Below are 23,640 nucleotides of genomic sequence, written 5' to 3' on the forward strand. Positions count from 1 at the left end.
TCTCTTACGATAAATGTTGTTCAGCTTTATGCTTTTTTAGCTCATTTGGTCTGAAATATTTTGTTTTACATTCAGACAAGGCTAATTTTAGTGAGCGAATTTTACTATGATTTCCCTTTAAGTATTCTGATGGAACACTTAAAGAGTCATATATTTTCGGTTTTGAAAAGCTTGGTGCTTCCAGAAGTGGCGTTTCAAAACTCTCAGTCTCCAAAGACTCAGCATTTCCAAGAACACCTTCTATATTTCTACTTGTTGCATCACAGATAACCAAGGAAGCAAGTTCACCTCCAGTTAAAATGTAATCACCAATAGAAAAAACTTCATCCGCATACTTTTCAATGACTCTCTCATCTATTCCCTCATAGCGTCCACTCACAAACGCTACATGAGATTTCTTTGCCAAACGTTTTGCATCATTTTGTACAAACGCTTTGGCAACCGGAGTCATAAAGACGATATGCACGTCTTCATCTCTGTTTTTCAAGTCATCCAGTGCATCAAACAGCGGTTGGGGATTCATAACCATCCCGGCCCCTCCGCCTACTGCAGTGTCATCGACTTTAAAATGTTTGTTTTTCGAGTAATCTCTCGGATTGCAATAATCAATCTTCAAGATCCCTTTCTCTATTGCCCTTTTTAATATAGAGTCTTTAAAATAACCCTCTATCAAATTAGGAAAGAGTGTGACAAATGTGAACTGCATTTAAGAAGCTTCGAGTATATCCATCGCACCACGCAACTCAATGCGTTTTGCGTCAATGTCTACGGCAACTTTAAACGGTTCATGAAAAGGAACCAAAAAACTCTTTGGCAATCCCTTGGCAACTAAAGAAGCATCGGTTACGATACTCAGATAGTTGCTGATGTTGATTCTCTCAACCTCTTTTACACGGCCGAGCAACTTACCATCTTCATACACATCACAATCTTCTAGATCAAAAAAGAAATATTCACCCTCATCAAGATGACAATTCTTCCTTGTCTCTTCATAGGTTGTGAACAGCTTTGCATTCGTATATCTCTTTGCATCTTCCGGATTTGAGATATCGTTTATCTTTACCAGTCCACGCTCAAGATTAACATCACGCAGCGTCACTCTCTCTTTTTTGTTTATCAAAAATGATGCTCCAGATCGAAACTGCTCCGGAAAATCAGATTTGATATGCAGCTTCATATCGCCTTTTATCCCGACAGTTTTGCCGAGAGTTGCGATGTGAAGCAGCGGTTTTTTAGATTGGTTCGACATTGATTCTATAACTCACACCATCTTTAGCTTTACAGCCTGAGATGACAGTTTTTATAGCACCTATCATCTTCCCGCTCTTACCGATCAGTTTGCCGATATCCGCCTGATTGGCATAGAGAACTATCTCTGTTATTTCGTCGCCCTCTTGAACTTCAACTCTAATATCATCAGGGTTCGATGCTATCAGTCTTGCAAATTGTGCGACAAAATCAGCAATCATGATTAGCGACCAGTAATCTTTTTAACACGGTCACTCATTTGAGCACCGACACCTAGCCAATAATCAACTCTTTCATTATCAACTTGAAGTTCTTTTGTCATCGGGTTGTAGTAACCGATAAGTTCAATCCAACCACCATCTCTACGTTTACGGCTGTCTGTTACCGCGATACGGTAAAATGGACGTTTTTTTCTTCCCATACGAGTAAGTCTAATTACTGTCATTTAATTTCCTGTTTTTAATTTTACCTATTACTGGTTAAATCTGTGCAGTTGCTATAAAGTTTGTAAGAACATTGTGGGAAGAATAGAATGCAGTATAAATAGATATTTATAAATTTTAAGCTTCCCTCTTACCATCTCTATAGTTGGATGTACACATTTAACCAGTAAACAGGCTAAGAATCTTCTTATCACAGAGGTATTGTTTAAGAAGATTTTAATTTCGTCGGAATTATATCCAAATAATTCTTAAATTACAAAGATTATCTAGGTAATCCGCCAAGTCCTCCAGGACCACCGGCTTGTCCCATCATAGATTGCAGCTGTTTCATGCCATTTTTACCAGAGAATTTTTTCGCCATTTTTCCGGCATTTTTGAACTGTTTTATCATACGGTTGATATCAACAATATCGAGTCCACACCCTTTTGCGATTCTCTGTTTGCGTGAGTTATTTAAAAGATCCGGGTCTTCTCGCTCTTTTGGCGTCATTGAACTGACCATTGCTTTGATGTTCTTAAGCTCACCCGAATTCTCAAAATCAAAATCTTTGATAGCTTTGGACATATTTCCCATACCTGGGATCATTCCCATGATTGAGCTCATAGAACCCATCTTTTTCATCTGTTCCATCTGTTCCAAAAAGTCATTGAAATTGAATTTCCCTTTTTGGATCTTTTTCGTCAGTTTCTTCGCCTGCTTTTCATCGATGACATTGGTAACTTTTTCGGCCAGCCCTTCGACATCACCAAACCCCATCAAACGATTGACAATACGCTCAGGTAAGAAGACCTCGAGATCTTCCATCTTTTCACCCAGACCTATAAAACGCAGTGGTACCTGAACTTGTGATGAAAGACCAAGTGCAACACCGCCTTTGGCATCACCGTCATATTTTGAAAGAATCACACCATCAATGCCGATTTTTTCTTTAAAGGTAGTTGCCGTTCGAACAGCATCCTGACCCGTCAAAGAATCTGCTACATAAAATATCTCATCGGGATTTGCCGCTTTTTTAACATTTTCAAGCTCTTGCATCAACTCATCATCGATTGCCAAACGTCCTGCCGTATCTATCAGAACAACATCGAATATTTTAGAGTTTGCATATTCAAGAGCGGATTTAACGACATCCACAGGGTTTTTGGTAGCTTCATCTTCGTAAAGTTCAACTTCTATCTGTTGTGTAATCTGGCGCAATTGTTCTACCGCTGCAAGACGCTGCAGGTCAGCTGCGACAATAAGCACTTTCTTGCCTTTATTTTTCAGATATGTCGCCAGTTTTCCTGTAGTGGTCGTTTTACCCGAACCCTGCAGACCTGTCATCAAAATAACGGTCGGAGGATTTGGAGCGAAGACGAAACCTTTATTTCCACCAACATCCAAAAGTTCGTTCAATGTCTCACGCAGAGCATTTAAAAATTGGTCTTTCCCTATTCCGGCCGCTTTTGTTTTAAGCTCGACCTGTTGAATAAGTTCTTTAACGACCTTATGATTTACATCCGCTTTGAGCAAATTCTTTTTAAGTTCCGTCAATGCTTTTGAAAGTGCTTTTGCATCATCATGAAAGCGAATCTTCTTTATTGCATTTGTAAACGAGTCTGTTAAAGTGCCAAACATTCACATACCTTTTTAATTATATAAATTTTCTCGAATTGTAACGAAGTTTTTTATTCAAACGTCTTAAACGCTTTTGGTTCAGGCGCTACAAACTCCATACCAAGAAGTCTCACTTTATGTGCATGCAGCATTACCCGCTTGGCACGACGTCCTCCATACTGTTCATCCCCTATGATAGGATGTTCAATATATCTTGCATGTACACGGATCTGGTGTGTTCTTCCGTGATGAATAATAACTTTTACCTTTGTCTTTTTCGCACTGACGATATCCGGAAAGAATTCCGTTCTTGCCGGTTTTCCTTTTGGAGAGACATTCGAGGTGGCACGATTGTTTCTCTTCTGCGTGAGAATTGGTTTATCCACTTCTATCGGCTCAGTCATAATCCCCTCAACCCATGCAATATACTCTTTGTAAACCTTATCCTGTGCAAACTCTTTAATGGCTTTTTCACGGAATTCTTCATTTTTTACAAGCATAAGCACACCGCTAGTCTCACGGTCAAGTCTGTGCAAAAGTCTTGCACCTTTAAATTGACGTTCGATCTCATCGGAATTCACATAAGCCGGTTTATCGATGACAATAATGTCATCATTTTCAAAGATAGGTTTTGCCTTCTCGACTTTCTCTACTCGAAAGATCGTGCGTTCATCAATCTCGCCACGGGCGATCATCACTTTCTTGTTCCCTACATAGACAAGTCCTCTGTCTATCATAGATTTTGCAGCAGAGTTTGAAATCCCCTCTTGTGCTGCCAATAATTTATATGCTTTTTCTGTTGCCATAAAATTCTTCCTTTATTTCATATATTCTTTTATTTTTTGAACCACCGGTTCTAGATCTATCGTCTCTTCCACCATCGAAGGCGGCAGTTCTTTTGTTTGTTTCAGTGCTGCTGCAATCTCATCAGGCTCTACATACTGCACATGATGCACATACTTAAAAAGCTCTTTTTGGTGAAAAAAATGTTTTCCCGTAATGATTTTACAACCAAAATATGCCGGTTCAAGCGGATTGTGTCCGCCCACATCCTCTCGAAAAGCACCGCCTAATATAGCCACATCGCTCACAGCATAAATGTTATTCAGCTCGCCCATCATGTCAACAAGTATCAGATCACTTCCAAAATCCTGCGTGAGAGAGAATTTCTCTAATGTTAACGAATGTTCACCTGCATATTTCTGCATTACTTCATAAACACTCGCAAAACGTTCCGGATGCCGCGGTACAACAACAAGCTTTGCGTGAGGCATATGCTTTTTATATGCAATAAATGCTTTTAATACGGCATCTTCTTCATCCGGATGCGTCGAACCGGCGACAATGAGTTCACTCTTTTGAGGTTTTACATAACTTTTCGTCTTTTTTATCTCACCGGCAAGTTTTATATTGCCGATGACTTCAATATTTTTCGCACCAAGTGCTAAAAATCTGTTCTTATCCACTTCGCTCTGCACATAGATGATCTCCACTTTTTCAAGCAGTTTTTTATAAAACCATGCAAATTTCAGATATTTATCGACACTTTTATCAGATATGCGGGCATTGAGTAAAATGACCTTTGCACCTCTGGCATTAGCTACACGAAAAAGCAAATACCAAAACTCAGCCTCCAAAACGACAAGTACCTTCTCCCGATGTATCCAAAAAGGCAGATGCATCTCATACGGCAGATAGCGCACCTCGGCATCATACTTCTTTGCTTCGGCATGTCCTGTATGCGTAATGGTAGATATACAGACCTCTTGCGATGAGAACTTTTGAAGTAGTGGTTTTAATGCTCTTGCTTCACCAAGTGAGCAGACATGAAACCATAAAGCATCCAGATGTTGAAAAGGAGGATTTCTAAAAAGAAAAAATCTTGCAGGAATCGACTCTCGATACTTTTTCTTAAAAGATAAAAGTATCAAAAGCGGAAGCGCTATGATAAAAAGCGCGATACTTAAAAGAAAGTAGAAAACACTAAAGAGGCTCAAAGCCTACTCTTCGCTGGCTTTCACGTACAAAATACGTCCACAATGAGGACATGTAGTTATATCTTCACCTTTAATGACATCAGCATACACTTTATCGCCGATAACCATATGGCAACCCATACATGCTTGATCCTCTACAGGAACTACCGTTGTATTTTTTGCCCATCTACGGATCTTTTGATAGAACGCCAAACCTTTTTGGTTGATGTCAGCCAAAAGTTTCTCTTTTTTCTTGAAAACTTCCTGACGCTCTTTGTTAATCTCTTCAAGTTTTGCATCAACCTCAGCTTTTACGCTTTCTAGGCTTGACTGCAGTTCTTCAAGTTTAGCACTTGCCGCTTCAATCTGCTCTTTTTTTGCTTCGATGATCTTCTCAAGTCTTTCGATCTCTTCATTTGCAAATGTGATCTGCTCTTTTGCAATTTCTTCTTCGAGTTGCAGAGATTTCATCTCACGTTCAGTCTTAACTTCTGAAGATTTTTTAGCGTTTTCTTCTAATTTTGCAGAGAGTTCTGCAAGGTGAAGTTCATTTTTCGCTTTTTTTACTTCTTCTTCTTTAATTTCATTTGTTAAATTTTCAATATCTGACTCAATACTCTTCGTTTTTGCAAGGGCTGCTTCATATTTTGAGTTTGCTTCTTCTATCTGAGGCTCAAACGCATCTATCTCTTTATCTACGATAGAGAGATCAATTAGTTGCTTTAAGTGCTTGTTCATTGGAGTCCTTTGGGGTTTTACTGTGATCCATTATGCTCATACATATGATTAAATATAGGTGAATGGATTTTCTGATGACGCAATTATAACTTTTAAACCTAAATTTTTCAAATACTTTTGTAAAATTTGGGCAAAAAAGCGTTCACTTTCATAATGTCCGATGTCAATTACAGAAAGATTTATACTTTTTGCTTCCATTGCATCATGATATTTTACATCCCCTGTCAAAAAACAATCAGCACTCAGACTGCGCATTAAAGAACAGCCACTTCCGGTAGTGAGTGCTGCTCTTTTTACAAACGAGTTCGCTTTAACACATCTTGCGTGAGGCAGACCAAAAGCCGCAGCAACTTTTTTTGCAAAGCTGTCAAAATCTTCATTCACATCAAGGTAAGCCACAAAACCATCTTTTTCGGCAATCTCATAACCTAAGATTTCCATTGCGACATAATCGTTAAGATGCGTCTGGTCAAAGTTCGTATGCATTGCGATATTTGAGATGTTTTTCTTTATCATCTTATGCAGTAGATTTGCCGGGTATTTTGAAAATTCCAACTGCTTGAGACCGCCAAAGATAATGGGATGATGTGTAATCAGCAACGTCCCCTCTTCCAAAGAGTCTATCAACTCTTCATCCACATCGATACTCAAAGCCACGGTCGTAATGTCTGTTTTAAAGTCCCCGACCAAGAGTCCTGAATTATCCCAAGACTCTTGCATCTCAAAAGGAGAGAGTTCGTTCAGGTACTCATATATCTCTAAGATTTTCATTGTTGCTCCTCTAATTTTTCAAGTTCTTCTTTGGCCTCTGTAAAATCAGCATCAAGTTCAAGCGCTTTTTTATACATCTCTTTTGCTTCATCGAAATGTTTCATATCGACAAGTAAATTACCATAGTTATAATAGGTTATCGGATTTTTATCATCGAGTTCAAGTGATGCATTGAGATGATTTTTCGCACTCGCAAACTCACCCATTTTTCGATAAAGTGACGCCATAGCCTGATGAATGGCAGTGGAGTTCGGGTCAAGTTCAAGTGCCTCTTTATAGTATTCTATTGCTTCATCATTACGTTCTTGCTGCATTAAAGCATATCCCATTTTAAAAAGAGTATCTGCATCTTTTGGCGATTTTATATTGACTTCAGAGTAGATAGCGAGTGCTTTTTGGTAGTCACCCTTTTGCATCGCTTCATCACCGCTTTGGATAAGCGCAGAAGCATCAAAAGTAGAAAAAGCATCAGCACTTCTATCACCTTGATTTTCTGTTGGATCCTGTAATGTTTGAATGTGTTCATAAATTTTATAGGCAAAAAATGCCGATGCGCCAAGCATCAAAAGTTGAAAAAGTGTCACTAATTATTCTCCTGTCTATAGTTACTAAGACTTTCCAAAAGATGCTTTTACGAGGACAAATCCTCCCGATGGTCTGAGCCTCTACAAAGTATCTTTTGGAAAGTCAAGCACGTTATTATTCATTAATTTTATAAGTTGCAAAGGATCGACTTGTACGCCATTAATTCTAGCAGAAAAGTGCAAATGGGGACCTGTTACACGTCCGCTTTTGCCTGAAAGACCTAATATCTCACCGCGTTTGACAATCTCTCCCTTTTTCACATGGAACTTACTCATATGAAAGTAACAGGTGTAAATCCCCTTACCATGATCAAGAACAACTGTTCCACCGGAATAAAATCGTTTTTTAACCAAAACAACTTTTCCGTCATTTGCCGCATGGATCGGTGTTCCTATTTTCGCACGAAAGTCTGTACCGCTGTGATACCCCTTTAGCGAGCCATTATAGACTCTTGCTTTTCCAAAATCACTTGTAATTTTACTCTCGATCGGCAAAATAAACGGCTCACGCAGATAATTTTCTCTGCTGACATGATTATAGACTTTCATCGCCTCAGCATACTCTTTTGCAATTCTTTTTTTTACCGCTGGGGCTTTTGGATTGACTTTCGATGGATCGACCTTGATCGTCTCTTTTTCATACGCTCCTGCGTGAAGATGCAAAAAGAGCAATTTTTTTTCTCTTTTTTTATGCTTCTCATACTCCACGTAAAGCTCTTTGGTTGCAGGCTTTTCATAGTAGGAAAATCCAACAAGTGCACAGTACTCATCCTCACGCAGAGGGTTTTGAAAAACAGGGAACCTCTTTTTGCCGACAAGAACATCTTTATAGGTAACACCCTTCTCTTTTTTAAATTTTATCAGCGTCGTTTTACCGTTGGCGACATCAGGATTGACTATCTCAAAATTGAGTGCAAAAAGAGAAGTATATACTACAAAGAGGAGAAGATATCGTAGCATCAATAATCCTTCATCGCCCTTGCTATATCGCGTTTTTGATCTTTTTCTTTCAGGTCATGGCGCTTGTCATGCAGCTGTTTTCCTTTGGCGATGGCTATTTGCAGTTTTGCGATGTTTCTGTCGTTAAAATATATCTGCAGCGGCACAATCGTATAACCGTCACGATCGACCGCTTTTTGCAGTTTTGCTATCTGTTTTTTATGCAGCAGCAATTTCCGGCTGCCTCGCTCTTCATGTCCGTAAAAACGGTGTGTCGTCTCAAGTCGCCCAATATGTGCATTGAAAAGATACGGCTCACCTTTTACAAAACGGATAAAGCTGTCTTTGAGGTTTGCACGGTGTGCACGCAGCCCTTTGACTTCGCTTCCCGTAAGCACCAGACCCGCTTCAAACTTCTCTTCTATAAAATAATCATGATAGGCTTTTTTATTCTTTGCTATTGTTTCACCCATAATTTACGCTTCTTTTTCCTTTACTTTAAAAAAACTGCTGCCGCTCCCACTGAAGAAGTAGCCTTGTCTATAATGCTCTTTGAGTTCTTTATACTCTTGCAGTGCCGGTGCGAAGAGGTCATTTGCCTCTTTGGCACTCATACTCTGGAGTATCTCTTTTGAAGGTGTTTCCTTGAGCTTTTGTGTTGCAAAACCATCGATAGGTTCATAAAAATTTTCTCTGTAGGCACTGTATACTTTTGGTGTTGCTATCTTGACATCGGGAGTGAATACTTCAAAATCAAGCAGCTCTTCATCATACGCTTCTACAACTTCGCCGATACCGCTTACATTGGCACTTGCATACCCATAGATAAAAAACGGTACATCGGCACCCACTTGCAGGCCAATCGCAGCCAGTTCATTAAGGCTTAAACCCAAATGCAGTACTTCGTTGCACATTTTGAGATACGTTGCCGCATCACTGCTGCCGCCGCCTAGTCCTGCAAAAGCAGGAATATTTTTTTCAACCATAACGGCATGTGTCTGCATCAGTTTTTCCAGAGCTTCTGAATTTGTTGCAGATTTGAGTGCCTTGTAAGCTTTATAGATAGTATTCTCTTCTGTTTTACAGGCAAAATCACCAATAATGCCAAATTCATTGCTGTTTGTCCCTACCTTTTCCTTGGAGACAAAAGAAAGCTCATCAAAGAGATCGTTCACGCGCATAAAACGAGAAACTATTTCATGATAATTCCCACGCTTGCCGCTTATCTTCAAAAAGACATTTACTTTGGAAAAGGCTTTATATTTCTTCATTACTTTCTTATTTCCCAAGTAATTTACTAAGTGAATCTATATCTTCTTTATTGACACCGTGATGTAAAACAGCCGCCTGATTACTTTTGGTCACCTCTTCTATCAATTCACTGCGAATTATCGAGATCTCACGCGGCGCATCAATACCGAGTTTTACAACACCGTTCTCTACTGCAACGACTTTGACCGTGATATTATCTCCAATAACTATAGACTCACCTAGTTTTCTTGCAAGTACTAACATTCTATTCTTCCTAATTCGTATTTTACACTCTTTTGACTGACAGTGATTATAGAGATATTCTCACCGTTATCAAGCCAGTATGTTCCCTCATCTTGAATCTTTAGATCTTCTAAAGCAAGAACTCTTCCATATCTGACATTGTCATAATCCCCAAGATAATAGTTTTGAGGAATGTTCAGAGATTTTTTGATATCAAGCGCCTTTTCATTTTCATAGACAAACTGCCCTTCACAAAGCCTCTCAAGCATTGAGAGACTTCCCTCTTGCACTCCAAGCCGCTGCGCTATTATTCTCCCGAGTGAGCGGATATATGTTCCTTCACTCACCGTTGCTTCAAAAGTAACAAAAGGGTGGCAGTAGTGCAGCAGTTCTGTCTCATAGATTGTCGAAGTGATTTTATTTAGTTCAACTTTTTTTCCGGCGCGCGCAAGATCATAAGCACGCTGGCCGTTGATGCGTTTTGCCGAAAAGATAGGCGGTTCATACTCCAAAGTGCCCTCAAGTGATTTCACAATTTCTTCTACTTTGGAAATCGGTAACTTGGGAACCTCATCAACAGACTCTATCATCTCAATATCCAAAGAGTCGCTCTTTGCACCGAGCCACAGTGTCGCTCTGTATCTTTTTGGGGTTTTGTTCAAAAAACGAAACAGCTTTGTATGCGAGCCAAATCCGACAAGTAAAACACCTTTTGCAAAAGGGTCAAGCGTTCCTGCAAAACCTGCCTTTTTATCATTATATTTTCTCTTTAAACTATAAAGAAATTTATTTGAGCCGATTCCACTCGGTTTATAGGCAACAAAAAGACGATTCATAATCTTTCTACAAAAGATGCAAGAATATCTCTTTTTGTTCCTGCAAAATTGATCTGCAGTTTAAACTCTCGTCCCGATTTACTCACACCTGTTACACGACCTGTTCCAAAAATCTTATGGCGAACGAGGTCACCTTTTTTATAGGCAGTCTTTTTCTCGACTATCAGTGAACCGTCACAGAGTCCCGCTTCATTGAAAAAACGGCTTTTTGCCAAATCACTTCTGCGCCCTTTGTAAAAACGGCTGCCTGCGTGAGAGAGTGTCAACGACTCTTTTGCACGGGTAAATGAGACATAACCAAGACGACGCTCCTCTTCAAGGTCACTGCCGTCACCTACCAATGGCAGAAAGCCCTCTTCCATTCCAATGACAAACACATGCTCAAACTCCAGACCTTTGGAAGCGTGTATGCTCATCATATAGATAGATTCTCCCTCGACCTGATCCTGCTCACTCTGCAGTGTCAGTTCATTTAAAAACTCATCCAATGAAGCTTCGGGATGATTTTTAATGAAGTCACGGAAAAGTCCGTAGAATTCATCCATATTGAGGATGCGTTCCTGCCCGTCTTGCATATTGACATAAATATCTTTGAGATGGAATGTATCTTCGAGTACGTCGATAAATTCATAAGTCGACTCTTTCGCCACCCGAGCTACATCGTCGATATCTGCAATGAATTTTTTCAGCGTCGTTGCGTTTTTCTTTTTCACAAGTGCTTCAAGCTCTGCAAAATCAACTGTTTTTATATACTCAAAGATAGAGCTTCCCTTTGCGTGAGCAGCCAGTTCTATCTTGTCAACACTCGCTTTTCCAAGTCCGCGTTTTGGCTTGTTTACGATACGCTTGAGTGAAAAATCATCGTGATTGTTTGTAATAACTCGTATGTAAGAGATAAGGTCTTTGACTTCCGCCCTCTCAAGGAAGCGAACACCACCGACAAGTTTATAACCGATGCCTGCACGGTTAAGCCCCTCTTCTATAGAACGAGAAAGCACATTGACACGATACAAAATCGCTATCTCACTTGCTTCAACGCCCGAATCCAAAAGTTTTTGAATCTTCAGTGCGATTTTTCTTGCCTCTTCATTCTCATCGTTGGAATTAAGGATGGCAACATCTTCACCCTCCCCGCGAGTTGCGATAAGACTCTTGCCAAGACGGGAACGGTTGTGTTCAATGAGTGCATTGGCAGTCTTTAAGATAGGTGCACGTGAGCGGTAGTTCTCTTCGAGTTTAAAAACACTCGCTCCCTCAAAATCTTCATCGAACTCCATAATATTTCGAATATGTGCGCCACGCCAGCCGTAAATACTCTGATCGTCATCACCAACCACACAGATATTGTTATGGGAAGTGCAGAGTTTTTGAATGAGCTTTAACTGCAGTTCATTGGTATCTTGATATTCATCGATCATAATATACTGATACTTCTGCGATGTTTCCTGAGCCAGCTCCGGATTTTCATCAAGCAGCTTATATGTCAATGCGATCAGGTCATCAAAATCGACAAGATTATTCTCCTTAAGATGATTTTCATACTCACGGTAAACCTCTGCGATCTGTTTATAGTTAAAGAGTTCCGCCTGCTTATAGGCATCATCAGGAGACATCAAAGAGTTTTTGTAACGGGAAATCTCACTTGCTATGAGCGGTGTAGGCAGTTCTGAGTTTATCTTCTTTATGATTCTTTTTTTATCATCCGTATCAATAACGACAAAATTGTTTTGGCGTCCTAAACGGTGAATGTTAAATTTTAAAAAGAGCAAACCAAATTTATGAAATGTACAAAGAAGCGGCGGATAGGCACCGTTTTTCTCCATCATCGCCATAGAACGCTCTTTCATCTCACGCGCTGCTTTATTTGTAAAAGTAAGCGTCAAAGTATTTGCAGGCGGTATACCGACAACCTCAATGAGGTATGCTAAACGGGAAATAATAGTCGTTGTCTTCCCGCTTCCTGCACCTGCCAAGATAAGTACAGGGCCTTCTGTTTGTTTTACTGCAGCTGATTGAGAATCATTTAAATTTTTAAATATTTTTTCCATAAAGGTCCATATTTTTCTAAAGTAATAATATTATAACAAAAAAAACTGAAAATTATTACAAAACTATTGCAATAATTATAATTATGAGTTATAATTTTGTCATTATTATTACTTATAGGAATTATTATGTTAAAAGATTTTGCCAAATTACAAACATTTTTAATGGTCATAAAAGAGAAGAGTTTCTCTAAAGCATCCGCTAAATTAGGCATATCACAGCCTGCAGTCACACAGCAGATAAAATTTATCGAAGACTATCTTGATACAAAAATAGTTGAGCGTAAAAAGAACGGTATTGTTCTCACCAAAGAGGGTGAAGATCTGTATCGTATTGCAACAAGACTTGAAAAAGCGATCCAGAACTCAGAAAAAGAGCTTCTTAAAATCATGAACAAAGAGTTCACTTTTGTTATGGGCTCTTCGTTTGCTATTGGAAACTATGTCCTGCCAAACTATCTCGGTGAGATTAAAAAACGTATTGACAATGAAGTGTTTATGAACGTCGATGTCTCTTCAAATATCATCGATCAACTCGAAGATAAAAAAATAGATGTCGCACTGATTGAATCGCCTATATTTAAAGACGGCATCATCTATAGAGAATGGGTTGAAGATGAACTTGTTGTCTTTGCAAACCAACCGATCAAAAAACACCTCAGCGCAGATGATCTGCTTGATTTTGACTGGGTATGTAGAAATGAAGAGTCACATACAAGAAAGCTAACAGCTGAAACATTTGACGAGATTGGTGTAAATTGCAACAGCTTCAATGTTATTGGTGTTCTAGCATCCCAAACTGCTATCAAAGAGACTGTGCTTCATGCAGATAAAAATGCAGAAAGACCGCTTGTATCTATAATGTCACGCCACGTTATCAAAGCGGAAATTGAAAACGGTACACTCTATGAAGCAAGACTTAAAAACCACAAGATAACAAGACACTTCTACATTGCTTACCTTAAAGAGAGAAAGCATGATGCCTTTGTAGACAATGTCGTCAACTACCTGCTCTCTTTGAACAGAGTCTAAAACTTTTTACTTCTTTTTCAAAAACTTTGAGTTTTCAGGGTTTGAGAGAAAAGAAGCCATGGAGTTCTTCACTCCATTTTCATCAACTTCACTCTTCTCTTTTTCTTTTACATCTTCTTTTTCAACGGCAATATTGATAAATATCGGCGTTTCATCTACAATAATCTGTAAAATGCTCAATAATGGTACAGCAACGACACTGCCAAAATTGTCACTCCCAAATCCCGCCTCAAAGATAAGCATATCATCTTCGATCTGAGCAGTTTCAAAGGTATAGCCTGCAAGAAAAAAGAGTGTTAAAGGACGAAATTCCGCATTCATGTCATCAGGGAGTTCCGGATTAAATGTAACATCTTCAATCTTACATAAGATCCCGAAGTTCTGATCTTTTTGAAAAAGTATACTCATAAGTTCCTGCATATGCTTTTTCATCATTTTTGCAAAATCTCTATCTTCTATTAAACTCTCTAACAAATTATTTCCTCTATTGTTTTATCTGCAATTATATCAAAATCTATCATCGCATTCATCAGGGCGATTTTTGAGAAGTTTTTCAGTTCATATACACTGATATCCCGTGCAACCAAAAACCCTTTTTCTAAAAGTCTTGCTCGTGTTGTTCCCTCTAAAAGAGGCTGTTTTGGTGTCACCCATTGTCTGCCGTCAAAAAATGCAATATTCGCGATGCTTGTATCAGTCATAAGAGCATTTTTTACTATCAGAATATCATCACAGTCACCTTTTTTTGTAAAAAGAGTATCGAGTGCTGTTCTGTCGGCATATTTTTTCTCGTACTCCATGGTGTCATCATAGACAAGCTTCAAAGAGTTGATGGCTCTTTTTTTATAGTTGTAATAAGAACATTCAATATTCCCCTGCAAATCATACAAAAGCCTGCATCTGTAAAGCCCCTCTGCAGGCACTTCTATAAAATCTTCTAAATGCTTGTATGATGTAATGCCATAAGAGTGCAGTACACTTTCATAGCGTTTTTGATGATACTCCATATGAAAAAGAGTACCGTTTTTAGCTTTTATGGTCTCTAAAAAATCAATCTTCACTGAAAAGTTCTGTAGAGAGATAACGCTCTCCCGTATCACATAAAATAGTTACGATTGTCTTGCCTTGAAACTCAGTACGTGAGGCGATTTGCATAGCGGCATAGACATTGGCACCTGCTGATATTCCAACAAGCAGTCCCTCTTTTCGTGCAAGCATTTTTGCCGTTGCAATCGCATCTTCATTACTCACTTTTATGACTTCGCCGTACACAGACGTATCTAAAATGTCCGGCACGAAACCGGCACCAATCCCTTGAATCTTATGCGGTGCAGGATCTTCTCCTGAAAGTATCGCCGAAGCCTCCGGCTCAACTGCAAAAATTGCGATATCTTTAACTTCTTCCCGCAACACTTTCGATGTTCCCGTAAGCGTACCGCCTGTTCCAACAGCTGCAACGAACACATCAAGATTTCCATCAGTGTCTCGCAGTATTTCACGGGCCGTTGTCAATGTATGAATTTCCGGATTGGCAGGGTTTTGAAACTGCTGCAGTATCAATGAGTTTAGCGTAGCCTCACGCAACTCTTCTGCTTTGGCAATGGAACCTTTCATCCCTTTTGCAGCAGGCGTAAGTACAAGCTCTGCACCAAGTGCCTTGAGTAGATTTCTCCGTTCAATACTCATGGAATCAGGCATCGTCAAGATCAGTTTCAGACCTTTTGCTGCACAAATTGATGCAAGCGCAATGCCCGTATTACCGCTTGTCGGCTCAATAATGGTCGTATCTTTTGTAATTTTTCCTGACTCGATGCCTCGGCGTATCATATTAAATCCTATACGGTCTTTTACTGAAGATGTCGGGTTCATAAATTCACATTTACCGAGTATTACCGCCCCTGATAACTTCGAAGGAGTATTTAATCTGACCAATGGTGTATTGCCAACCAATTCACTTACGTCATTTGCTATATTCATTATTCTTACCTTCTTATTCTTTATTTTCAAATTTTAGCTTAAAAAGATTATTAACACAAACTTCTATCATCTCATACACTTTGTCAAAGCCTTCAAAACCGTTAAAAAAGTACGGGTCCGGTATGTCAGCTCCATCATATCCATAATTACCGAGTTTTACAATATTGTTCGCTCCCATAGCTTTGAGGTCTGCATAGTTTTTCTCATCAAGAGCGACCATAAGTTCAAAGATTTCCAAATCTTTTTTACTTACCTGTCTTGCACGTAAAGACGAAATGTCAACACCATGCATCTTGGCAACTTTTATGGAGTCTACACAAGGTGCTTCTCCAATATGCCAATCCCCCGTTCCTGCCGAGTCGATAAGAATATTCAGTCCTCTCTCTTGTGAGATCTTCTTTGCTATTGCCTCTGCTAAAGGTGAGCGACAGATATTACCAAGACATACAAATAGTACAGATTGCATAATTTTCTCTCTTTTTAGGTAGAATTATACTAAAAAAGGTTGATGCAGTGGCTATATATCAGAGTGATGGAAAAAAACTTATAGATGTCGAGTACGATGTTGTACCGCAGATCAATGATATCATCGATGGGATGATGGTTTTATCTGTCGATATGAAAAGTATTGAAGAGTATGCTGTTTTTTTACTTGAACCCCTCAGTCGGCATATTATCTGCTATATCTTTGATGAAATATTTATCATCGGTAAATCAGATGAGTTTGAAACACTGAATGACGCTATCGAAGCGTGGAAGGCGGGAGAGATTTAAAGCATTATCCCATAGGATATAAAATCTCTTCATGAACCTTGTCACAGGCATCGAGTATATCCTGCGAAAGTTCCAAATCCATGGCCGCAAGCGATGCATCGAGCTGTTCAGGCCGTGTCGCTCCAATGATGGTGGAAGCAACAAAGCCAAACTGCTTCGACCAGGCTGTCGCCATTGTTACAGGGTCCAATCCTGCGTCATGTGCTATTTTAAGATATTTCTGTGTCGATGCAAGTGTTTTGTCATTTACAAAACGTGCTGCCATCAATCGTTGTCGTTTCTCTTTTGATCTCATATAGGCTGAAAAGCGGCCCTCATGAATCTCCGGTTGATTATACTTACCGCTGAGTACTCCTCCGCCAAGAGGAGAATAGGGCAGCAATGAAATCTGCTCTTTTTCACATAAAGTGGAGAGTTCATCCAAAAATCGACGGTTCAGCAGAGAAAAATTGTTTTGAATCGACTCGAAACGGGCATAATTTTTAAACTCTGAAGTCATCAAAGCTTTTGTCGTTCCGTATGCCGTGTCATTCGATGTACCGAGATAACGAACCTTACCACTTTGCACAAGTCTGTCAAAAGCTTTGAGACTCTCTTCAATCGGAACGATCGTATCTGGCCAGTGCATCTGATAAAGATCTATATAATCTGTCTGTAAGCGCTTCAAACTTCCTTCAAGCGCTCTTTCTATATGAAAACTGTCAATAGCCGTTAAACCATGGCGAATAGGCGGTACAAACCACCCGTTTGCAGCTCCTGCCACCTTCGTTGCAAGAATGATGCTCTCACGTGGTTTTGTCTTTAACCAACGCCCGACTATCTCTTCGGTAAGTCCGGCAAGTTTTGCACTTGGCGGAACAGGATAAAGCTCAGCAGTATCAAAAAAATTTACCCCTGCATCATAAGCTTTGTCCATTATCTCAAAAGCTGTTGTTTCATCAGGAGTCTGTGTACCAAAAGTCATAGTTCCCAAACAAATCGGGCTCACACGAAGTCCCGTCTTTCCTATATATCGATAGTGCATAGCTGTCTCTTTAATAAAAATTTACTTGATTGTAACAAAGAAGTTTTAAAGTTGGATAATTATTTGAAAGTATGGTGCGCAGAGGGGGAGTTGAACCCCCACACCCGAAGGCACAACGACCTCAACGTTGCGTGTCTACCATTCCACCACCTGCGCATTTTGTGGTATATAAAAGTTGTTTGGCTCAGAAGAGCCAAACTGAGGTTTACTTATTTTATCTTAAAAGATTAACCTAAGTATGGGTTAGCGTAAAGTGCGATCAATGCAATTACTAGTGCATAGATAACTTGTGCTTCGATCATTGCAAGAGCGATGAACATTGTAGTCATAAGTTTAGCACCTAAACCTGGGTTACGAGCTGTACCAGCGATAGTTGCAGCAGCAGTGCTACCCATACCGATAGCTCCACCAAGTGCAGCTGTACCGATCGCTAAACCAGCAGCTAACATAGAGTAAGCTTTAAGAGTTTGGTTTGCAACTTCACCGTCGTTAGCAAACGCTGCAGCAGATAATGCTACTAAAAGAAAAAGAATTTTTTTCATAATGTGTTCCTTAAATTTATTACAATCCGTTCGGATAGCGTAACCTCATTTTTAATCATGAAGCAACCGTAACATAAATGCAACGATTTCCCTACTAGAAATTGATAGCCGAATTATACACAGGCTTTTCTAAAATCCTGCTTTACTCTGCCATGCCCAAAGAGATTTTATTGCCTTTGAACTCTAAGATTTCAACTTTAACTTTTTGCCCTTCATGAAGCACATCTTTTACATCATTGACACGCTCTTTTGAAATTTTTGAGATGTGTAAAAGACCGTCAGTACCGTCCGAAAGTTCAACAAAAGCACCAAAATCCACAATGCGTTTGACAACGCCTTCATATACGCTGCCTACTTCATATTTTATCTTCTCTTTTTTAGGTGCATTTACTATACTGTGAATATGCTCTTTGGCACCTTTGACACCCTCTTTGTTTTTACCGGTAATTTTCACTTTACCGTCTTTTTTATCGATGTCAATGGCAACTTCGAATTTCTCAATGATCTCACGGATAGTTTTACCAGCCTGACCGATAATCTCACCGATAAATCCTGGATCTATATGGAAATGTTCCGTTGAAGGAAGAACACCGTCATTAAATTCTATCTTACTCTCAGCTTCAAGCATAATATCAATAATATGGCTTCTGCCCTCTTTTGCCTGATAGAGTGCCTCTTTTAATATATTTAAAGAGATACCGCCGAGCTTGATATCCATCTGCATTGCCGTAATACCGTCTTTTGAACCTGTTACTTTAAAGTCCATATCACCGTCATGGTCTTCAAGTCCCATGATATCTGAGAGGATTGCATAGTTATCGCCTTCACTCACCATACCCATCGCAATTCCGGCAACGGTATCACTCGTCTCAATATCTGCTGCACGAAGCGCTAAATAACCGCCACATACAGTTGCCATTGAGGATGAACCATTTGATTCTAAAATCTCCGATACAAGACGAACAGTCTGCCCTTCAAGGTTTATGATCGGTTCTAACGCCCGTTTTGCCAAGTTTCCGTGGCCAAGCTCACGTCGTTTCGTTCCCATGATCGGACTTGCTTCACCGACTGAAAATCCAGGAAAGTTATAATGCACCATGAAATTTTCATTTTGCGTACCTTCATCTGTTAGACCCTCAAACATCTGTGCATCTTTTGGTCCACCCATTGTTAGGACTACAAGTGCCTGCGTCTGTCCACGTGTAAAGAGACATGATGCATGTGCTGCCGGTAAAATATTCGTATCGATGCTGATAGGTCGTACTTCATTTAAAGCACGACCGTCTGCACGCACTTTATCATTTAAAATCTGTGAACGGACATACTCTTTTTTAGCCGCTTCGATCGCATCTTTTAATTCAAGCTCAAGTTCGACATCAGCCCACTCTTCTTTAGCGGCAATAATCTTTTTTCGAAGCTCACGCAGGGCAGTAGAGCGTTCTGATTTTGCCATTTGAGAAAGCGCATCTTTGATATCTGCAAGATGATTTTCTTTGACATAAGTAAGCATATCAGCATTAAGCTGATGCGCTTTTAACTCCATAGGCTTGATATCTTTTTGATACGGTCCAAATGCCACTTCATACTCTACATTGGCTTCAAAAAGAACTTTCTGTGTTTTGTCAAGCACTTCTATAAGTTCATCTTCTCCCATAGCATTGGAAACATGCGTATCGATGACCACTGTGCCGATTGACGGGTCCATAATAGGATCAAGCACTGGTTCAGGAATCTCTTCTACATCTATTTTCTCACTTCCTATCGAACGCATCTCTATCATCAAAAGTTCCTCTTTTGTACCTGAAAGATAAAGGTCAAGCGTAGAGTTTTTCAGTTGCGTGAGGGTTGGATTGAGTACTAGTTCACCATCCACTTTTGCGGCACGCACAGCAGAAACACTTCTGTTGATGTCAATGTCAGAGACATAGAGAGCTGCAGATGCGGCATTGAGTGCGAGTACCTGCATATCTGAATCTGCATCCGCTGAAAAGACCATAATAGTAATCTGTGTAGGATGGCCGAAACCTTTTGGAAAGAGCGGACGCAGACTTCTATCTACGATGCGTGAGGTCAATGTCTCAAAATCACTCGGTTTTGTTTCACGTTTGAAAAAGCCGCCAGGAATCTTTCCGGCTGCATATGTTTTTTCTATATACTGCACAGTAAGCGGCAAAAAATCATCTTTGACAATTTCTGTCTCATCAATCACTACCGTTGCGAGAATGACTGTTTTGCCGGACTTTACCCATGCACTCCCGTTTGCCTGTTTTGCCACATCACCAAAACTGTACTCTTCTACTCTGTTTTCTAAATCTAGTTTTACATCATATTTCATCTGTTTTCCTCTAATATATTTTCTATTGCTTCATCATCAATTTTTTCTAAATTTTTGTAATACAAATCCGTCTCTACATAATCATCAATATCATATAGAAAAAAGATATCATCTACAAAAGTCTCCAACACTTCAAGCACATCTCTTGGCAGAACCGGGACAGCAATATAGACAGCTTTAGGTTTTTGATTTAAAACAGTCTTAAGCGCTGTCATGAATTTTGTGCCAGTCTCACTGCCTTCATCCACCAATAAAATAACCCTGTTTTGCATCGAAGGGAAAGGCCGGCCTTTTCTGTATTGATATATTGAGCTAAGTATATCCTCTTCATGCTTTCTATGAGCTTCTCCATAGATATAATCATACTGAATTTCAAATGCATTTATAAGACTCTCATTCAAAACGATCTCTTCTGTTTCGCTCACTCGCGCCACTTCGCACTCATTATTGTGTGGGGCCATGATCGCTTCAAGAAAAAGAATTTCCAAAGGGTTTTTGAGCTTTTGTTTGAGATGACGGCCCAACTCTAGACCGCCTTTGGATACTGCTACAATATGCCACTCTTCTTCTTTGAATTTCTGCATCGGCATAATATCGATCAACTTCTTCGCCGCATCTTCTCTATCTTGCAGCATATGTTTATATTTTTGCATAATACCGTCTCTCCCTAGTTCGTCTGACTGTTTGGCAGCTTGTATGTAATAAACGAACTGTTCTTACTAGACTGCATCAACGGTTTCAATACAATCGTCACATAGATATACCTGTCATATATTGATGAAGATCCGCTGTTTTGTGTCAAGATCGGTCTGTTGTTCTCACTGTATTTTATACCAAAGTCCCAACATCGTTTCTTATACATAAAACCGATAGAGGCACTTTTTTTCTCTTTATTTTCAATATCGTAGTTATAAAGCACTGAAAATGAGTAATGTCTATTGTAGGTGTACTCAACACTTGAGGTCAGATAATTTGTAAACCGCAGTGGATCGCCAGAGATAAAACTGTCTTTATAAAGATGAGAAAACTGTAAATTAACGCCATATTTGTTCAAAGAGAGCTTATTAAAAAGTTTTGAGAAGGCATTCCTGTCATAATTGTAAAACATATTATTATAAAACGAGAGGTATTTTGTTATTTTATAATCCAGCTCATTTTCAAGCTCTCCATAACGACTGCTTGTCGAAGAGTAAGAGATTCTTTGCGCCATTCTATGATAGAGTATCTGCTGTGCTTTATCATCATAAATATATTGAGTAAACTGCAACTGAGCAGCATTATCAATTTCCGCTATATTATAAAACTCGCATCTGCTTGCATATTCAATATCACTTGCATTATCCAAATTGGAACAATAATCAGTATTATCTGCATAAAATCCGGTATCCTGTTCCCACGCAGATTTATTATAGATCACACCAAAACCTATAATATGGCTAAAAGAGTCATATCTCTTTGTCAACTGCGTATTTGCACTGAATGTATGATAATTTCTGGCATAATAGCCGTCTTTATACTCAAAATTCGGTGTATTGTCATTCTCACCGCTAAAAGCTGAATGCTGCAGATAAAGATTGGCAGTATATGAAAGATTGAGATACTCATCAAAAAGAGATGTCTGCAGTGTCACGGGCAAATTTACATCTGTTTGAATGACCTTATTGTTTATCTGTCGTCGGATATTGTTACTCTTGACATCTAAGGAGTAGAGCAGATGATCTTTTAGATAAGTATCAAGGTAATGGTGATAGTGAAGTGTCGGCAGTTTTTGCAAAGTGTTGTCATTGTTCTCTGATCTTAAATCTTGATAATATTTAAAATAGGCACCCATATAGTTATCTGTCGTATTATAAAAGGTATTAATACGTGAAAGTACCTGTCTGGCCGTTGATTGATCTATGATATTATTTGAAGCAAGATTGATATAATCAACGTCGTTCATATGATTTATATCGATATAAAGACCGGACTGGCCGGCAAAATCATATCCGCTCCAAAGATTGAGAACATCTCTGTTATCATACTTAAAATTATATCCGTAATGAGAATCATTTTGCAGATCATTTTTAAGGAAATAATCGCCTTTTTCCTTAAAATAACCCATCTTCAACTCCCCATGTGAGACTTTTGAGTCAACAAAACGAAAGTTCGTGTAAAGACCGGATCCTCTGCTTGTTCTAATTTGAGGCAACAGTTCCAGATCCCACCAATTCTGTTCTGCAATATAAATTGGCTGCTGATAATAAAATCCTTCATCATTTGATAACCCGACAGAAGGTTTTAAAAGACCTGTTCTTCGTGTCGTATCAAGAGAATAGCCAAAATAAGGTGTATAGAGTACTGGGATATCGTAAATATACAGACGCATATTGTAAAGATTGATCCACTTTGACTCGGTATTGTAATCTGAAGAAGAAAATTCCATTGTCCAAAGCGGATCTATCGGATTACAGCCACTGACCACACCTGAGGATATATCTATTTCAGCATTATCAGCTTTACCTTCATCACCACTCATCCAGACATCGGATTTGTTATCTATCATATAAAAAGGTCGGAAAAGTTTCTCTTTCTTTGCAAGGTTGAGTCTGGCATATTTTCCCAGAACCTTATATTTACCTGCACTGTTGGCACGGATGTTTTCAAAAAGTTCAAGCTCTCCTGTTTTTTTATCATATCGCGCTCTGTCTGCTGTAATAACATAATCTTTATAGATTACCGAAACACCGCCGGCTGCACTGACAACTTCATCATGAGAAGTAAGTTTTGAAGCATAGATCTCTACTTTATCACCGGCATGCAAGGATACAAAAAGTAAAAAAAGAAGAAAAAAACTACGCATTGACCACCAAAGTTCTCGCTGTTTTATCATGCCATGTCTGACGTGCAGGATCCATTACACCCCATAAAAATCCCAGATAAAAAAGCATTTCACTGATAATGCGAAAGACAGCACGGTTCAAAGCAACCGCAAACGTAGGATTTTGCAGTGTTGCTATCTCAATGACACGTATTTTCATGGCAATCTTACCAAGAGTTGCACCATACTGCATGACAAAAAAAGTCTGATAGACGATTTTCATCAAAATATATTCCCATAAAAAACTGTTTGTAAGCATGATCATCTCTTCTACAGTTTTTGCATTGGAAAAAGAGTCAGACATTGCAATGATTAATAAAAAAGAGAGAAGCATCTCATCAATAAAAAAGGCTATAGCACGTTTTTTAATATCTGCTAATACAAACCCTTCACGATGGAGAACGTTTTCTATCTCTTCATTCAAA

28 protein-coding genes and 1 tRNA gene are annotated in these 23,640 nt (G+C 39.2%); 2 read left to right on the forward strand and 27 right to left on the reverse strand.

The features are described from left to right. Nucleotides 1-4: 4 nt before the first annotated feature. From trmD to FM071_RS08535, 16 genes are all read right to left on the reverse strand, one after another. Nucleotides 5-706 carry a tRNA (guanosine(37)-N1)-methyltransferase TrmD gene (gene trmD, locus FM071_RS08460; protein ID WP_193110565.1) on the reverse strand — a complete coding sequence of 234 codons (702 nt, stop codon included), beginning with the start codon at nt 704-706 and terminating at the stop codon, nt 5-7. Next, complete coding sequence (rimM, locus tag FM071_RS08465) at nt 707-1,249, reverse strand: ribosome maturation factor RimM (protein ID WP_193110566.1); 543 nt, start codon at nt 1,247-1,249, stop codon at nt 707-709. Further along, nucleotides 1,233-1,469: a KH domain-containing protein gene (locus tag FM071_RS08470; RefSeq protein WP_193110567.1), complete on the reverse strand. Its 237-nt coding sequence runs from the start codon at nt 1,467-1,469 to the stop codon at nt 1,233-1,235. Before FM071_RS08470 ends, rimM begins: the two co-directional genes overlap by 17 nt. A gap of 2 nt (nt 1,470-1,471) precedes the next feature. After that, nucleotides 1,472-1,693 (reverse strand): 30S ribosomal protein S16, encoded by a 222-nt coding sequence (gene rpsP / locus FM071_RS08475; RefSeq protein ID WP_193110568.1) that lies wholly within the window; start codon nt 1,691-1,693, stop codon nt 1,472-1,474. A 260-nt stretch (nt 1,694-1,953) separates the two neighbouring features. Further along, nucleotides 1,954-3,309 (reverse strand): signal recognition particle protein, encoded by a 1,356-nt coding sequence (gene ffh, locus FM071_RS08480; protein ID WP_193110569.1) that lies wholly within the window; start codon nt 3,307-3,309, stop codon nt 1,954-1,956. Nucleotides 3,310-3,359: 50 nt separating this feature from the next. Beyond that, nucleotides 3,360-4,094: a pseudouridine synthase family protein gene (locus tag FM071_RS08485; RefSeq protein WP_193110570.1), complete on the reverse strand. Its 735-nt coding sequence runs from the start codon at nt 4,092-4,094 to the stop codon at nt 3,360-3,362. A gap of 12 nt (nt 4,095-4,106) precedes the next feature. After that, a complete protein-coding gene (gene waaA, locus FM071_RS08490; protein ID WP_193110571.1) occupies nt 4,107-5,285 on the reverse strand; it encodes a lipid IV(A) 3-deoxy-D-manno-octulosonic acid transferase in 1,179 nt (392 codons plus the stop codon). Between the two features lie 3 nt (nt 5,286-5,288). Then, nucleotides 5,289-6,002 carry a zinc ribbon domain-containing protein gene (locus FM071_RS08495; protein ID WP_193110572.1) on the reverse strand — a complete coding sequence of 238 codons (714 nt, stop codon included), beginning with the start codon at nt 6,000-6,002 and terminating at the stop codon, nt 5,289-5,291. Between the two features lie 48 nt (nt 6,003-6,050). Further along, nucleotides 6,051-6,773, reverse strand: a complete 723-nt coding sequence (locus FM071_RS08500) for a Nif3-like dinuclear metal center hexameric protein (RefSeq protein ID WP_193110573.1) — start codon at nt 6,771-6,773, stop codon at nt 6,051-6,053. Further along, nucleotides 6,770-7,357, reverse strand: coding sequence for a tetratricopeptide repeat protein (locus FM071_RS08505; RefSeq protein WP_193110574.1), 588 nt, complete (start codon nt 7,355-7,357; stop codon nt 6,770-6,772). The genes FM071_RS08500 and FM071_RS08505 overlap by 4 nt, the downstream gene beginning before the upstream one ends. An 81-nt stretch (nt 7,358-7,438) precedes the next feature. Further along, the gene (gene pgp3 / locus FM071_RS08510; protein ID WP_193110575.1) at nt 7,439-8,317 is read right to left on the reverse strand and encodes a peptidoglycan metallopeptidase Pgp3; all 879 of its coding nucleotides are present in this window, start codon (nt 8,315-8,317) and stop codon (nt 7,439-7,441) included. After that, nucleotides 8,317-8,769: an SsrA-binding protein SmpB gene (smpB, locus tag FM071_RS08515; RefSeq protein WP_193110576.1), complete on the reverse strand. Its 453-nt coding sequence runs from the start codon at nt 8,767-8,769 to the stop codon at nt 8,317-8,319. Before smpB ends, pgp3 begins: the two co-directional genes overlap by 1 nt. 3 nt (nt 8,770-8,772) lie before the next feature. Continuing rightward, nucleotides 8,773-9,567, reverse strand: coding sequence for a 4-(cytidine 5'-diphospho)-2-C-methyl-D-erythritol kinase (locus FM071_RS08520; protein WP_193110577.1), 795 nt, complete (start codon nt 9,565-9,567; stop codon nt 8,773-8,775). Between the two features lie 7 nt (nt 9,568-9,574). Then, nucleotides 9,575-9,811 carry a carbon storage regulator CsrA gene (csrA, locus tag FM071_RS08525; RefSeq protein ID WP_193110578.1) on the reverse strand — a complete coding sequence of 79 codons (237 nt, stop codon included), beginning with the start codon at nt 9,809-9,811 and terminating at the stop codon, nt 9,575-9,577. Then, complete coding sequence (truB, locus tag FM071_RS08530; RefSeq protein WP_193110579.1) at nt 9,805-10,626, reverse strand: tRNA pseudouridine(55) synthase TruB; 822 nt, start codon at nt 10,624-10,626, stop codon at nt 9,805-9,807. Before truB ends, csrA begins: the two co-directional genes overlap by 7 nt. After that, nucleotides 10,623-12,674 carry an ATP-dependent helicase gene (locus FM071_RS08535; protein ID WP_193110580.1) on the reverse strand — a complete coding sequence of 684 codons (2,052 nt, stop codon included), beginning with the start codon at nt 12,672-12,674 and terminating at the stop codon, nt 10,623-10,625. Before FM071_RS08535 ends, truB begins: the two co-directional genes overlap by 4 nt. 126 nt (nt 12,675-12,800) lie before the next feature. Between FM071_RS08535 and FM071_RS08540 the strand changes: the two genes are divergently transcribed. Beyond that, complete coding sequence (locus FM071_RS08540; protein ID WP_193110581.1) at nt 12,801-13,703, forward strand: LysR family transcriptional regulator; 903 nt, start codon at nt 12,801-12,803, stop codon at nt 13,701-13,703. Nucleotides 13,704-13,709: 6 nt separating this feature from the next. On the opposite strand, the gene FM071_RS08545 is transcribed toward FM071_RS08540, so the two are convergent. Genes FM071_RS08545 through FM071_RS08560 form a run of 4 tightly spaced genes read right to left on the reverse strand, consistent with a single transcriptional unit; the run spans nt 13,710 to nt 16,146 of the window. Continuing rightward, nucleotides 13,710-14,177 (reverse strand): hypothetical protein, encoded by a 468-nt coding sequence (locus FM071_RS08545; RefSeq protein WP_193110582.1) that lies wholly within the window; start codon nt 14,175-14,177, stop codon nt 13,710-13,712. Then, the gene (locus FM071_RS08550) at nt 14,171-14,764 is read right to left on the reverse strand and encodes an aminotransferase class IV family protein (RefSeq protein WP_193110583.1); all 594 of its coding nucleotides are present in this window, start codon (nt 14,762-14,764) and stop codon (nt 14,171-14,173) included. The genes FM071_RS08545 and FM071_RS08550 overlap by 7 nt, the downstream gene beginning before the upstream one ends. Continuing rightward, nucleotides 14,754-15,680, reverse strand: coding sequence for a cysteine synthase A (cysK, locus tag FM071_RS08555; protein WP_193110584.1), 927 nt, complete (start codon nt 15,678-15,680; stop codon nt 14,754-14,756). The genes FM071_RS08550 and cysK overlap by 11 nt, the downstream gene beginning before the upstream one ends. A 13-nt stretch (nt 15,681-15,693) precedes the next feature. Beyond that, nucleotides 15,694-16,146, reverse strand: a complete 453-nt coding sequence (locus FM071_RS08560; RefSeq protein WP_193110585.1) for a low molecular weight protein-tyrosine-phosphatase — start codon at nt 16,144-16,146, stop codon at nt 15,694-15,696. A gap of 47 nt (nt 16,147-16,193) precedes the next feature. On the opposite strand from FM071_RS08560, the gene FM071_RS08565 reads away from it, so the two are divergent. Further along, nucleotides 16,194-16,454, forward strand: coding sequence for a hypothetical protein (locus FM071_RS08565; protein ID WP_193110586.1), 261 nt, complete (start codon nt 16,194-16,196; stop codon nt 16,452-16,454). Between the two features lie 4 nt (nt 16,455-16,458). On the opposite strand, the gene FM071_RS08570 is transcribed toward FM071_RS08565, so the two are convergent. The 7 genes from FM071_RS08570 to FM071_RS08600 form a co-directional block, all read right to left on the reverse strand. Continuing rightward, nucleotides 16,459-17,478 carry an aldo/keto reductase gene (locus tag FM071_RS08570; protein WP_193110587.1) on the reverse strand — a complete coding sequence of 340 codons (1,020 nt, stop codon included), beginning with the start codon at nt 17,476-17,478 and terminating at the stop codon, nt 16,459-16,461. Nucleotides 17,479-17,550: 72 nt separating this feature from the next. Next, a tRNA-Leu gene (locus tag FM071_RS08575) sits at nt 17,551-17,634 on the reverse strand. Between the two features lie 71 nt (nt 17,635-17,705). Beyond that, nucleotides 17,706-18,020: a F0F1 ATP synthase subunit C gene (locus FM071_RS08580; protein ID WP_152183404.1), complete on the reverse strand. Its 315-nt coding sequence runs from the start codon at nt 18,018-18,020 to the stop codon at nt 17,706-17,708. Nucleotides 18,021-18,162: 142 nt separating this feature from the next. Beyond that, nucleotides 18,163-20,355, reverse strand: coding sequence for a polyribonucleotide nucleotidyltransferase (locus FM071_RS08585; protein WP_193110588.1), 2,193 nt, complete (start codon nt 20,353-20,355; stop codon nt 18,163-18,165). Next, a complete protein-coding gene (locus tag FM071_RS08590) occupies nt 20,352-21,008 on the reverse strand; it encodes a phosphoribosyltransferase (protein ID WP_193110589.1) in 657 nt (218 codons plus the stop codon). The genes FM071_RS08585 and FM071_RS08590 overlap by 4 nt, the downstream gene beginning before the upstream one ends. Before the next feature lie 14 nt (nt 21,009-21,022). Continuing rightward, complete coding sequence (locus FM071_RS08595; protein WP_193110590.1) at nt 21,023-23,197, reverse strand: LPS-assembly protein LptD; 2,175 nt, start codon at nt 23,195-23,197, stop codon at nt 21,023-21,025. Next, nucleotides 23,190-23,639, reverse strand: coding sequence for an RDD family protein (locus FM071_RS08600; RefSeq protein ID WP_193110591.1), 450 nt, complete (start codon nt 23,637-23,639; stop codon nt 23,190-23,192). Before FM071_RS08600 ends, FM071_RS08595 begins: the two co-directional genes overlap by 8 nt. Nucleotide 23,640 lies beyond the last annotated feature (1 nt).

The organism is Sulfurimonas paralvinellae (genome assembly GCF_014905135.1).
GTDB classification, from domain to species: domain Bacteria; phylum Campylobacterota; class Campylobacteria; order Campylobacterales; family Sulfurimonadaceae; genus Sulfurimonas; species Sulfurimonas paralvinellae.

Excerpts from the sequence above, each read along its gene's own strand:
- trmD (WP_193110565.1), bottom strand. The coding sequence starts at position 706 with ATGCAGTTCACATTTGTCACACTCTTTCCTAATTTGATAGAGGGTTAT.
- rimM (WP_193110566.1), bottom strand. The coding sequence starts at position 1,249 with ATGTCGAACCAATCTAAAAAACCGCTGCTTCACATCGCAACTCTCGGC.
- FM071_RS08470 (WP_193110567.1), bottom strand. The coding sequence starts at position 1,469 with ATGATTGCTGATTTTGTCGCACAATTTGCAAGACTGATAGCATCGAAC.
- rpsP (WP_193110568.1), bottom strand. The coding sequence starts at position 1,693 with ATGACAGTAATTAGACTTACTCGTATGGGAAGAAAAAAACGTCCATTT.
- ffh (WP_193110569.1), bottom strand. The coding sequence starts at position 3,309 with ATGTTTGGCACTTTAACAGACTCGTTTACAAATGCAATAAAGAAGATT.
- FM071_RS08485 (WP_193110570.1), bottom strand. The coding sequence starts at position 4,094 with ATGGCAACAGAAAAAGCATATAAATTATTGGCAGCACAAGAGGGGATT.
- FM071_RS08495 (WP_193110572.1), bottom strand. The coding sequence starts at position 6,002 with ATGAACAAGCACTTAAAGCAACTAATTGATCTCTCTATCGTAGATAAA.
- FM071_RS08500 (WP_193110573.1), bottom strand. The coding sequence starts at position 6,773 with ATGAAAATCTTAGAGATATATGAGTACCTGAACGAACTCTCTCCTTTT.
- pgp3 (WP_193110575.1), bottom strand. The coding sequence starts at position 8,317 with ATGCTACGATATCTTCTCCTCTTTGTAGTATATACTTCTCTTTTTGCA.
- smpB (WP_193110576.1), bottom strand. The coding sequence starts at position 8,769 with ATGGGTGAAACAATAGCAAAGAATAAAAAAGCCTATCATGATTATTTT.
- FM071_RS08520 (WP_193110577.1), bottom strand. The coding sequence starts at position 9,567 with ATGAAGAAATATAAAGCCTTTTCCAAAGTAAATGTCTTTTTGAAGATA.
- csrA (WP_193110578.1), bottom strand. The coding sequence starts at position 9,811 with ATGTTAGTACTTGCAAGAAAACTAGGTGAGTCTATAGTTATTGGAGAT.
- truB (WP_193110579.1), bottom strand. The coding sequence starts at position 10,626 with ATGAATCGTCTTTTTGTTGCCTATAAACCGAGTGGAATCGGCTCAAAT.
- FM071_RS08535 (WP_193110580.1), bottom strand. The coding sequence starts at position 12,674 with ATGGAAAAAATATTTAAAAATTTAAATGATTCTCAATCAGCTGCAGTA.
- FM071_RS08540 (WP_193110581.1), top strand. The coding sequence starts at position 12,801 with ATGTTAAAAGATTTTGCCAAATTACAAACATTTTTAATGGTCATAAAA.
- cysK (WP_193110584.1), bottom strand. The coding sequence starts at position 15,680 with ATGAATATAGCAAATGACGTAAGTGAATTGGTTGGCAATACACCATTG.
- FM071_RS08560 (WP_193110585.1), bottom strand. The coding sequence starts at position 16,146 with ATGCAATCTGTACTATTTGTATGTCTTGGTAATATCTGTCGCTCACCT.
- FM071_RS08570 (WP_193110587.1), bottom strand. The coding sequence starts at position 17,478 with ATGCACTATCGATATATAGGAAAGACGGGACTTCGTGTGAGCCCGATT.
- FM071_RS08580 (WP_152183404.1), bottom strand. The coding sequence starts at position 18,020 with ATGAAAAAAATTCTTTTTCTTTTAGTAGCATTATCTGCTGCAGCGTTT.
- FM071_RS08585 (WP_193110588.1), bottom strand. The coding sequence starts at position 20,355 with ATGAAATATGATGTAAAACTAGATTTAGAAAACAGAGTAGAAGAGTAC.
- FM071_RS08590 (WP_193110589.1), bottom strand. The coding sequence starts at position 21,008 with ATGCAAAAATATAAACATATGCTGCAAGATAGAGAAGATGCGGCGAAG.
- FM071_RS08595 (WP_193110590.1), bottom strand. The coding sequence starts at position 23,197 with ATGCGTAGTTTTTTTCTTCTTTTTTTACTTTTTGTATCCTTGCATGCC.